This window comes from Wolbachia endosymbiont of Cardiocondyla obscurior (assembly GCF_902713635.1).
Taxonomy (GTDB): domain Bacteria; phylum Pseudomonadota; class Alphaproteobacteria; order Rickettsiales; family Anaplasmataceae; genus Wolbachia; species Wolbachia pipientis.
Genome location: NZ_CACTIU010000050.1, coordinates 1 through 10325, shown reverse-complemented (window position 1 = coordinate 10325; position 10325 = coordinate 1). Strand labels below are relative to the sequence as shown.

At 34.3% G+C, this 10325-nt stretch carries 11 protein-coding genes and 1 tRNA gene; 2 read left to right on the top strand and 10 right to left on the bottom strand.

What is annotated here, in order from left to right:
- Positions 1–214 precede the first annotated feature (214 nt).
- Positions 215–1144: a 4-hydroxy-3-methylbut-2-enyl diphosphate reductase gene (gene ispH, locus WOCAOBSORBRA_RS04350; protein ID WP_010963148.1), complete on the bottom strand. Its 930-nt coding sequence runs from the start codon at positions 1142–1144 to the stop codon at positions 215–217.
- Between the two features lie 20 nt (positions 1145–1164).
- On the opposite strand from ispH, the gene WOCAOBSORBRA_RS04345 reads away from it, so the two are divergent.
- Positions 1165–2712, top strand: a complete 1548-nt coding sequence (locus WOCAOBSORBRA_RS04345; RefSeq protein ID WP_155969114.1) for a peptidoglycan D,D-transpeptidase FtsI family protein — start codon at positions 1165–1167, stop codon at positions 2710–2712.
- A 2-nt stretch (positions 2713–2714) separates the two neighbouring features.
- On the opposite strand, the gene WOCAOBSORBRA_RS04340 is transcribed toward WOCAOBSORBRA_RS04345, so the two are convergent.
- Both WOCAOBSORBRA_RS04340 and elbB read right to left on the bottom strand, forming a co-directional pair.
- Positions 2715–3023, bottom strand: a complete 309-nt coding sequence (locus tag WOCAOBSORBRA_RS04340) for a hypothetical protein (protein ID WP_010081942.1) — start codon at positions 3021–3023, stop codon at positions 2715–2717.
- Between the two features lie 146 nt (positions 3024–3169).
- On the bottom strand, positions 3170–3895 hold the full coding sequence (gene elbB / locus WOCAOBSORBRA_RS04335) for an isoprenoid biosynthesis glyoxalase ElbB (protein ID WP_007548447.1): 726 nt from the start codon (positions 3893–3895) through the stop codon (positions 3170–3172).
- Between the two features lie 118 nt (positions 3896–4013).
- Between elbB and WOCAOBSORBRA_RS04330 the strand changes: the two genes are divergently transcribed.
- Positions 4014–5018, top strand: a complete 1005-nt coding sequence (locus WOCAOBSORBRA_RS04330) for a hypothetical protein (protein ID WP_174516009.1) — start codon at positions 4014–4016, stop codon at positions 5016–5018.
- A 44-nt stretch (positions 5019–5062) separates the two neighbouring features.
- Here the strand turns inward: WOCAOBSORBRA_RS04330 and WOCAOBSORBRA_RS04325 are convergent, their stop codons facing one another.
- The 7 genes from WOCAOBSORBRA_RS04325 to WOCAOBSORBRA_RS04295 form a co-directional block, all read right to left on the bottom strand.
- A complete protein-coding gene (locus WOCAOBSORBRA_RS04325) occupies positions 5063–5614 on the bottom strand; it encodes a 5-formyltetrahydrofolate cyclo-ligase (protein WP_174516008.1) in 552 nt (183 codons plus the stop codon).
- A complete protein-coding gene (locus WOCAOBSORBRA_RS04320; protein ID WP_155968434.1) occupies positions 5598–6218 on the bottom strand; it encodes a ferredoxin reductase domain-containing protein in 621 nt (206 codons plus the stop codon). The genes WOCAOBSORBRA_RS04325 and WOCAOBSORBRA_RS04320 overlap by 17 nt, the downstream gene beginning before the upstream one ends.
- Positions 6219–6321: 103 nt before the next feature.
- Entirely contained in the window at positions 6322–7467 is a 1146-nt protein-coding gene (locus WOCAOBSORBRA_RS04315) for a SurA N-terminal domain-containing protein (protein ID WP_077190587.1), read from the bottom strand.
- Positions 7468–7651: 184 nt separating this feature from the next.
- Positions 7652–7742, bottom strand: a tRNA-Ser gene (locus WOCAOBSORBRA_RS04310).
- A gap of 92 nt (positions 7743–7834) precedes the next feature.
- The gene (locus WOCAOBSORBRA_RS04305; RefSeq protein ID WP_010963140.1) at positions 7835–7996 is read right to left on the bottom strand and encodes a hypothetical protein; all 162 of its coding nucleotides are present in this window, start codon (positions 7994–7996) and stop codon (positions 7835–7837) included.
- Between the two features lie 44 nt (positions 7997–8040).
- A complete protein-coding gene (ppa, locus tag WOCAOBSORBRA_RS04300; RefSeq protein ID WP_010082061.1) occupies positions 8041–8547 on the bottom strand; it encodes an inorganic diphosphatase in 507 nt (168 codons plus the stop codon).
- A 52-nt stretch (positions 8548–8599) separates the two neighbouring features.
- Positions 8600–9823, bottom strand: a complete 1224-nt coding sequence (locus tag WOCAOBSORBRA_RS04295; RefSeq protein ID WP_174516007.1) for a WD1261 family protein — start codon at positions 9821–9823, stop codon at positions 8600–8602.
- Positions 9824–10325: the final 502 nt, after the last annotated feature.

Genomic DNA, 10325 nt, shown 5'->3' with positions numbered 1-10325 from the left:
CTTTTAATCTGCAGATTGGCGAAAGCAAATACAATAGCTTCAGTTTCATGATAAGGGGGCTGGCGGAGTTTGTCAAGCAAGTTTTTTCGTTTCTATTCCCAATAAAAGTTTGTTATATGGTTATGCAAGAAGTCTAATGAATCGCGGTATGACGTCTTAGCTATAGATGCTGGTTTGTGTGATTTCAAGAGAAGTTTAGTAGATAAGTTGTGTTTTAAACCAGATTCGGTATTTTAAACTGAACATTTTCAGTAATACCACCTGGCATAACTGAAATTTTTACACTCAGGTTTACTTTTAGGTAGTCTATTAATTCATCAACTAATATGTCAGGAGCGGAAGCACCTGCGGTGATTCCTATCTTTTCTACGCCCTGAAACCAGCTTTTATTCACACAGCTGTAATTATCAATCAAGTAGGCTCTTTTTCCTCTGGCAGTGCACAGATCTAATAAGCGGTTTGAATTTGAGCTATTTTTACTTCCTACAACTAATACCATGTCTACAATTTCAGCTAGCTTTTTAACAGCATTTTGTCTGTTTTGCGTTGCATAGCATATGTCCTTTAAATCTGGACCTGTTATGCCTGGAAACCTTAATTTCAAGGCAGCAATAATGTCACGGGTATCGTCGATGCTTAACGTAGTTTGTGTAACATAAGACAAATTATCTGGATCTTTAACCTTTAAATCATATACATCCTGCAAAGTTTGCACTAAAGTGATAGGATTGTTTACTCTTCCCCTAATTCCCTTAACTTCTGGATGGTTTTCATGCCCAATGAGAATTAATTCTTTACCACTGTTTTCATACCTTTTTGCTTCTTTATGCACTTTGTTGACTAAAGGACATGTTGCATCAATCACTTGAATACCCTTTCTTTTTGCCTCATCTTCTATATTTTTTGATACTCCGTGCGCGCTGAAGATCAGTATTCCTTCATTATCTTCAATTTCCTCGATACTGCTTACAAAAACCACTCCTTGTTTCTTAAAGTCCTCTACTATATATTTATTGTGAACAATTTCGTGTAGCACATAAACTTGGCGCTCGTTTTTGTATTTTTCTAAAGTAATAGCTAATATGTCCACAGCTCTTTTTACCCCGGCACAAAAACCTCGCGGCTCAGCTAAGATAATTTCCATTTTTGTCAAATCAAGTAAATATGCAAGCATTACTTAAAAATAAGCTCCGCTCACTGTGTTTTATAGTACCATTATTTATATTTTATATAATAATTATTTTTCGCATATTCTCTTTAACATTTGATCAACCTACTACTTCAGAAAATTTTAGAAAAGATAATATAGTACATAAACAACCTGATATTTTAGATAGAAATGGAGTGGTAATAGCAACAAATGTGCCCACAACATCACTATATATAGATGCAACCAAAGTAAAGAATCCGGAAAGTATAGCAGCACAACTGTGTTCTACTTTGCATGACCTCGAATACAAGAACTTATATAGAGTACTTACTTCAGAAAAGAAATTTGCTTGGATAAAGCGGCACTTGACTCCAAAAGAATTACTAGCGATCAAAAACGCTGGTGTACCAGGAGTAAATTTTTATGACGACATAAAGCGTATATATCCTCACAGTAATTTATTTTCACACGTGCTTGGTTACACTGACATAGATGGCAACGGTATTGCAGGAGTTGAGGCATATATAAGTAAAAATAATGAGCAAGAAAAGCCCATAATACTATCCTTAGATACACGAGTGCAAAGCATAGTGCATGAAGAGCTAACTAAAGCTGTAAGCAGATATCAGGCACTTGGCGGAGTAGGAATTGTTTTAAATGTGAGAAATAGTGAAGTTATCTCGATGGTCAGCCTACCTGATTTTAATCCCAACTTACAGAATAAGGCAGAAGACGTACAAAAGTTTAATCGCGCCAGTCTTGGGGTATATGAGATGGGGTCGGTATTAAAATACTTTACAATAGCCGCAGCGCTTGATGCGAACGCTACAAAAACTAGCGATTTATATGACGTATCAACACCAATCACCATTGGAAAGTATAAAATTCAGGATTTTCATAAATCTAAAATTCCAAAAATTACTGTGCAAGATATATTTGTAAAATCATCCAACATTGGTGCAGCAAAAATTGCAGTCAAACTAGGTATTGAAAAACAGGTAGAATACTTTAAAGCTATGAAGCTATTTTCTCCTTTGAAAATAGAAATACCAGAAAAATCCACACCGATAATCCCGGATAAATGGAGTGAAAACACTTTAATAACAGCATCTTATGGTTATGGCATAGCTGTAACTCCTATACATCTTGCACAAACTGCAGCAGCATTAATCAACAATGGGATATTTCATAACGCAACCTTGATGTTGAATAAAAGAAGTATAGGAGAGCAAATTATCTCAAGAAGAACTTCCAGGGAAATGAGAAAATTATTACGTGCAGCAGTAACAGATGGCACTGGCAGAAAAGCAAAAATAAAGGCATATTCAATAGGAGGAAAAACTGGATCGGCGGAAAAAGTTGTAGATGGTAAATATAGCAAAGATGCAAACATAGCATCATTTATAGGAGTGCTAACTATGCTTGACCCAAGGTACATAGTGCTAATTGCTATTGATGAGCCTCAAGGGATGCACCATACCGGAGGAATAATTGCTGCGCCTATAGTAAAGAACATTATAAATAGAATAGCGCCTATACTAAATGTTACACCTGAGATGTAAAATTATGATTGCTTTACTACAACTTCAAATTTATCATCACCAAAATCCTTATTAATATACCAAGAACCATCATCTTTAGTTACAAATTCAAGACCTTTAAGGTCTTTTTTTATTGTCTTTCCATTTTGACCATCAATAGCGATATTAATATCGAATGTAATAATGTCTAGATTTATCATAGCTTCTTTCCCGCTGCACGAATTTAGACTGAACTTGCCTAACATGACATCATTAAAACTCACTTCCCCTGTATAGACATCACACTGACCGTCCACACAACACGTAGTTTCAATATAGAAAAGGTCTGACATATAAAACACCTTACGTTTATAAAAAAAGAGCTAAAGCCCTACGCCATACCGTTATAGTCAGTAAACCTAGAGCACTTTAGCTATAATACAGCTAAGAATGTAAAATTCAACAGTTAATTGTGTAAGGAAGTCTAAATTACTATATCTTAGAGGAATGGCTGTTTAGTTTTTTTGTTAATCTTTTTTACCATGCTGTCAATCATATGCTTTATCCCTTGATATACAGAGTATGTACTTTCGTCGCTACGCATATAAGCAGAACAGGAAAATACATTATGTTCTTCGTCTTCTATTGATAACTCTGTATCGCATTTTATGTGCTCGCCGCCAAGCCTTTCTATCAACTGTTCTCTGTCATCTCCTATAGTTACCTTAACCTTACTTTCTTCTTTACCTATCTTGCTACTTAAAATTGAAACAATGATGGCTGGAGATATGCATATCGCTCCTATTGGCTTTTTTGTAACAAAAAATTCTGAAACTAATCTTTCAAATTCAGGCATTACTGTCACCATGTCTTTACTTTCAGCTAAGTCAGATAAATTTTTCGCAACCCCGTATCCACCAGGTACAACTAGCATGTCAAAATTTTCAGCTTTGGCTTCTTTTAAGTCATATATTTCGCCTCTTGCGATTCTTGCTGCTTCCACAAGTACATTCCTTTTTTCTTTTGTTGCCTCTTTTGTTCTATGATTCATAACTTGTGTGATATTGATATCAGGTGCAAAGCATTTAACATCCACTTCCTGCTGATCAAGCACAAGCAAACTTAAAACCGCTTCTCTTACCTCTACACCGTCAAGGTGACCACACCCTGATAAGACCACAGCAGCTTTTAATTTTTTTTCACCCATAAAGTACCTTGATTTCATATAATCTAGATATTTTAATACAAATTCTATATTTGGAAAGGGGTATGTTATATCAATTATAATATAATTAATGATTAGTATGTATAATTAGGCATATTTATAATCAACGAAGCTGAATATGGAATCTAGCAATAGTATGTTTTTTGACACTGACTATCCAGAACTAAGAAAAGCTATTTCAGATATAATAGAAAGTATTGCACAATCCTCACAAGAGGGGAAAAAAGAGTTATTTACAACCCTATCAGAACAAGTTAAAGGGATGAACCTCAAAGATTTAGGTTTAGCAATTAATGACCAAGGCTTGCAAAAGGAGGTAAATAAAGAATTATTTATAAAACTCATTGAAGAAGCACTTAAAGATTTAACTTCTGAAAATGTTGACTCAAAAATAATAGAAGAGGCGTTAAAATCTGTTAACCAACAAGCAATAAGTAATGTTATAAATAATAATAAAGGTCCACTGGATAATCTAGTCAATTATTTTAAATCAGCCTCTGCAAATAAAAAAATTGGAATAGCTTCTGCCGTAATGGTATTAGGAGCAGCATTTTCTCCGCTTATTGTGCTTGCTACATTAATAGCGCTTGTGGCTATTGGAGCACGTTATGTAGGAATAGGTATAGGAAAGGCAGGGGAAAAAATAAAAGAAGGAGCGATTGAAGCAGGAAAAGCAGTGAAAAGTTCATATAAGGATTTAATAGATAAATTACCTGAGGTTCAAAGAAGAGAAAATAATTTTGAAAAGCTAATAAGCAACTTAATGGAAAAGAATCTTGAAGCTGATGAAGGAGAAAGAACAATGCTTAGTAATGAAATAAAAATAATAAAAATGCTTCAGAATCAAGAGCAACTAGCAGCCATAAGACAGTTAATAAGGGAAGATAAGGCTGGTCTTTTGAACAATCTTATGAGCAAGGGTACTAGTACTCATGAGGAAGACATGGAGAAACTTGTAGATTTTATGAGCGAATTTCAACCTGCAATTATGGCAATTGGTAGTGACATAAAAGAGGTAGAACAAAAAGTTAATAAGAAAGCTCAGGAAATGAAGCCAAATTCTCACTTAGGTATTTCAAGTGCTGCACGAGTTAGTGAAGGAGGAATCACAGGACCGAGTTGATGCATTTTTTGACGCAAAAATTACTATCAGAAAGCGGGGTTACGCTACTCCTTTCTATCCACTTTTTTGAGCAATCCACTTCTACACCTAACACACATTTCAGTGATTATAATATCCAATTTTTGATCATGTTTTTCTACAGGTAAATCTTTACAATATTGTTTCTCATAGGCTACACCTATAAATATTTTTCCAAGCGGCCGTAATTTTTTTATCATTGTATCATACCAACCACCGCCAAAACCTAATCTATTAAAATGATCATCAAAAGCAACAACAGGAGTAATGATTGTGTCGGGAATTACATCTTCATTTGTTTCGTTCCATTCCTCAAATTTTAGTAACTTATTTTTATTAGGAATTGCTACTTTATAATCTAAATCGAGTAAACTATGCATCAAAGGCACAACATCTATTTCCTCATCCATTGGAATGTAAGCTGCTATTGTTTTGCCTTTAACGTAGCTTAAGTTCTGATTAAAGAGATTAATAAGGGAATTTGCCGCATAACTGGAATAACTTTCATCAATATCTTTTCTTATAGCTCTATATTGCTCTCTTATTTCCTTTTTGTGCTGTTTAATATCTTTGAACATGATCTATCCATTTCGCAGTAAGTTTTTCTTGTAAACTATTTTGCTTCAAGCGCTCACTTAAAAAATCAAAGTCAATAAATTCCATATCCTGGTCTTGATTACTGCAGCTATAAACAAAACTCCTTTCTCCTGTTTTCGCATTTATATGCTGCTGCACACACTGAGCGCAGATTTCTTTCATCATACACTGCATAGGAGAATTAACTGACGATATTGCTATATGACTTGACTTCAGATATGGCTTTAAAATTGTTTTTCTAGCTTCATTCACAGCTTTCATCATTTTATCAGAACCAATAGTGATAATTTTATCTATAACGTTCAAATTAATACCTAATCTTCCTTGTTGATAAGAGACTATTGCATCAACTATATTACCATGAAAGGATTTATCTTGATCTCTGCTTGTTTCTATCAATCCTTCTTCACATGCCCAAACTACTGCATTTGATGCACGCTCTATCAGTGCTCGTTTAAATACATCACTTAACTTCTTATAGCCAGCGAAGTACAAAACCTTGTTATTATTTTCAAGACATGCCTTCCCTATCGAAAATAACACTGCATTTCCAACTCCACCACCAATTAGCATTATATTCTTCATGTGCTATTTTAACTACATTTGTTCAAATTTTTTGAAATTTTATAGAACAAAGTAATTTATATAGTTCTATACACAAAGACAGAGACAAGGACACTCTCTGACTTCAACTATACCGATAACTGATAGCTGCATTTTTACGCATATCATCTAATAACAAGTTGCTTTGTATCATAATCTTTTGTTGGTACATTTTCTGTTTGATTGCTTCTATACCCGCTACATTACTCTTGATATCACACAACATCATCAACTTTGCAGTGCCATTTTCTCTCAATTCTACTATTTCATTCACACTTGTTTTACTAAATAAAATCTGTAAATCAGGATTTAAATCTCGCATTTTTATTTCAAATTCTTTTGCGTTTGGCAGCTTAAAATTATCTGCTAATTTATCAAAATTTAAACAATTAACTTTTTGCTCCTTGAGATTATCTAATAAACTTTCTGAACCTTCAACCACAATCTGTTTTAATTTTAAAGTGCTTTCCAGCAGTGCATGATTAAGTTGTACTTTATCTATTACTTTTATAACGGAGTAACCTTCACTGAAACTGAATGGACCTGCTATGTCGCTGGTTTCTAATCCTTCTAAAACGCTCTTGAGTTTTCCTTTTAGCTGACTTAAATTAACTGTTGCTTTACGCATCTTTATTGGAGATTCTGGGTTATTACTGTTGCGTAATTTTTTTACTAAATCTTCAGCTATACCATAAACGTCCTTGTCTTTTTGATCAGGAATTATAAACTCTTGGAACGTGATAAGATAATCCGGCTTTTCTGTTTGCCTTTTTACATCATCTACTTCTTTATCGCTTATATTAATAAATGGCACAATTCTTACTTCAATAATTTTGCTCCACAGTAACTGACATTTTATTTGTTTTCTTAAAATACCAAGATCTATATTATGCTTCTCTATGTATTGATCAACTTCATTAGCCTTAAGTTTAAAACTTTGGGTTAAAAATAACATAATAGCATTATCTAACTCCTCGTTGCTCAATTTTATATTCAGCCTCTGTGCTTCATTGATAATGATAATTTCGTCTATTAGCTCCCTAAGCACTTGAGGCTTTGCTTCTTTTTGATTAACACTTTGAGTGCCAAACAATGAATTTATAAAGTTGATGCGTTTTTCGATATCTAAATTTGAAATTGGTTCACCATTTACATCTGCAACAATTTCAATCTCGGTTGCAAGCAACCTAAGTGGCAACACTATCAACAGTAAAATTAGTATTTTATACATACAAGTAAAGTTGTTTAGTTAATAACCAATTCTATAATAAATACTGAGTCAATGCTAGCCAACTTTTTAATAGTGATCTCAGTGACAATGGAAATAAAAACCATTGCAACAAAATCAGGTACGCTGGTAAATAGGCTAAAAACATGCTAATATAGCGAATTTAAACCGTGCTAAAAACAGTATACGGAAGGAGAGGGATTCGAACCCTCGATACGACTTTTGGGTCGTATAACGGTTTAGCAAACCGCCGCCTTCAGCCGCTCGGCCACCCTTCCAAATTTAGAACCTAAAGATTATATAATACCAAGACCTCTACCACCTGTCTAATGCTTTTAATTGCAATATTTGTATCTGTTCAGATGCATGGCTAATGCTGAAACAAAAATTCCAGTGCTCCCTTTCTTGTCATCCCAGTGTCACGCACTGGAATGACATCGTTTACTATGTGCCATATTGCAATGTTCGTACAGTTGTGCGCGGTATAGATTCCGCTAACGAGTAGCGGAATGACGAATTTGTTGTTTTTCAAATTGTGGGCAAACCTAAGCCACTTTAGCTATAAATCAATAAAAACTAATTTCTGCTTTTTTCAATGATTTTCTTTGCTTCTTCCACACCAACCCATTCTCCAACTGCTACCGTTTTTCCCTTTTCTAGATCTTTATAATGAGAAAAGAAATGAGTAATTTTATCTAGTAGGCTTTTAGATAAGTCAGAATAGTCCTTTATATTGTCATAATAGCTATCAACACTGGAAACAGGCACAGCTAATATTTTCTCATCTTCTCCTTTTTCATCTTTAGTGAGTAATGCGCCTATCGGACGCACCGATATTAAAACACTAGATGCTAAGGGAAACTGAGTTAGCACCAAAACATCCACAGGATCACCATCACCTGCGCAGGTATTTGGTACAAACCCATAATTGCAAGGATAAGTCATTGAGGTAGATAAAAATCTGTCAACTTGTAACAACCTAAACTCTTTATTAAATTCATACTTTACAGGCTCAGCATTCGCACTTATTTCAATTACCACATTCACCGCATTTGGTCCTGCTGTTATTTTACTTAAATCCATAAATTACCTCTTAACTTAAGATTATACAATATATGCTTTTAAGTTGCTACATTTATGTAATTCTAAACTTATTTTGCACGGGCTGTCCTAAATTTTCATTCGTCATCTTATTGACTGTTGAAAGTGGTGGTTCCTGTGATAATTGAAATAAAGCATATACTATTACGATAGTAAGCACTGCAGCAATTACTAGATTAGCAAAATTATCCTGTGGTAGGACACCTTTTATTGGATTAAATAATTTTTGCTCCATAAAGAAATAATCAGCAACATATAACCCAACAGATAATACAAACATACCTAAAATAAGTTTACAGACTGTGTTTTTATGGTCTTTTTCTTTTTTCTTGCTGGTGATAGGATTTGGCCTACATTCATTCTCTTCTTGCAGCACTGAGTAGTATATATTATCAGGGCTCGTTATTAATTGTTCAAATTCATCACTATTTTGGTTTTTTAACAGTTGCTCTAGGGTGTTTTTTGTATTTATAGGATATATTAATCCATCCATTTTCAATGCTTTCTCTTGCCGATCCACATTCTCATGGTCGATTGTATATTTATCTCTACTTGATAATCCGATCATGTGTAGTTTGCCAGCTAAGAACATTATATAGCTCTCTATTAACTGATTCTCACATATCTCTAATACTTCTCTTTTTACTGTTTTGTTAGATGACGAAAGTTCTTTATAGTGACCACCCAAAGAAAAGAACAATGCTATATCTTTATCTGCTTTTATGTCATGAATGGAATAATAGCTGCTGATAACGCACTTATTTAATGCAAATTCTCTGTCATATTTGTTTAATGTATTTCCTTCACTTAGTAACTTTCTAAGACCAATGAGTACTTTATTTTCAAAATCTTCTTCTGTTTTAAATATTGGTTCTCTCTTTGGATTTGCTAAGATGTTAAGTAAATCTAATTTTCTTCCATCTACTACTTCATTTATATATTCATTTAACTCAGATCCTTTAATAACTTCATATATTTTATCTATGACATCTTTAGTATTCAGGTTATTGTTTTCACTTAGAATTCGATAAGCTAGAGCATAAATTAAAAACAGCCCTTGTAGACTAAATTTTAAGTTAAAATAGTAATCTAACTGTTCATCTTGCTTCTGTATGAATGCAGACAGACCTATGTGATTCCTGTGATCCATAAAACGATCTAAGTCAGCATGTTGAAAGCCACCTAAAAAAATAAATAACGTCTCTAATAAATTACCCTTACCAACAATTTTTATTAGTTCTTCAATTTCTTTTATCATTGCTGAAACCTATAATGTTCTACTTTATAGTATAAGGGATACATGGCAAAATAGCAATAAATGTTATTAGACTTCTTGCATAACCCAAACTAAGTAGAAAAAGGTATAGCTATACCGCCGCGGCACTAACAAGAGATCCCGCTAACACGCAGCGGGATACTATCTACACCGTCATACCGCGATTCATTCGCGGTATCTCTCAACATAGATCCCGCTAACACGTAGCGGGATGACAAGGCTTATCGTCATGCCACCGCGAACCATCATACCGCCGCAGCGCTAACAAGAGATTCCGCTAACAAGCAGTGGGATGACGAGACTTATCTTTATGCCGCCGCGAACCGTCATACCGCGATTCATTCGCGGTATCTCTCAGCCACTAACAAGAGATCCCGCTAGCGGGATGACGGTTGTCGTTTAGCTACAAACATTAAGAAATTTACCAAATGAAAAAAAAGGCAAAAGAAGCCCCGTGGTTGGCTAATTACTTACATTATACTTT

Coding starts and splice junctions, on each gene's coding strand:
- ispH (WP_010963148.1), bottom strand. CDS start 1,144: ATGGAAATTATCTTAGCTGAGCCGCGAGGTTTTTGTGCCGGGGTAAAA.
- elbB (WP_007548447.1), bottom strand. CDS start 3,895: ATGAAATCAAGGTACTTTATGGGTGAAAAAAAATTAAAAGCTGCTGTG.
- WOCAOBSORBRA_RS04315 (WP_077190587.1), bottom strand. CDS start 7,467: ATGTATAAAATACTAATTTTACTGTTGATAGTGTTGCCACTTAGGTTG.
- ppa (WP_010082061.1), bottom strand. CDS start 8,547: ATGGATTTAAGTAAAATAACAGCAGGACCAAATGCGGTGAATGTGGTA.
- WOCAOBSORBRA_RS04340 (WP_010081942.1), bottom strand. CDS start 3,023: ATGTCAGACCTTTTCTATATTGAAACTACGTGTTGTGTGGACGGTCAG.
- WOCAOBSORBRA_RS04320 (WP_155968434.1), bottom strand. CDS start 6,218: ATGAAGAATATAATGCTAATTGGTGGTGGAGTTGGAAATGCAGTGTTA.
- WOCAOBSORBRA_RS04330 (WP_174516009.1), top strand. CDS start 4,014: ATGGAATCTAGCAATAGTATGTTTTTTGACACTGACTATCCAGAACTA.
- WOCAOBSORBRA_RS04295 (WP_174516007.1), bottom strand. CDS start 9,823: ATGATAAAAGAAATTGAAGAACTAATAAAAATTGTTGGTAAGGGTAAT.
- WOCAOBSORBRA_RS04345 (WP_155969114.1), top strand. CDS start 1,165: ATGCAAGCATTACTTAAAAATAAGCTCCGCTCACTGTGTTTTATAGTA.
- WOCAOBSORBRA_RS04325 (WP_174516008.1), bottom strand. CDS start 5,614: ATGTTCAAAGATATTAAACAGCACAAAAAGGAAATAAGAGAGCAATAT.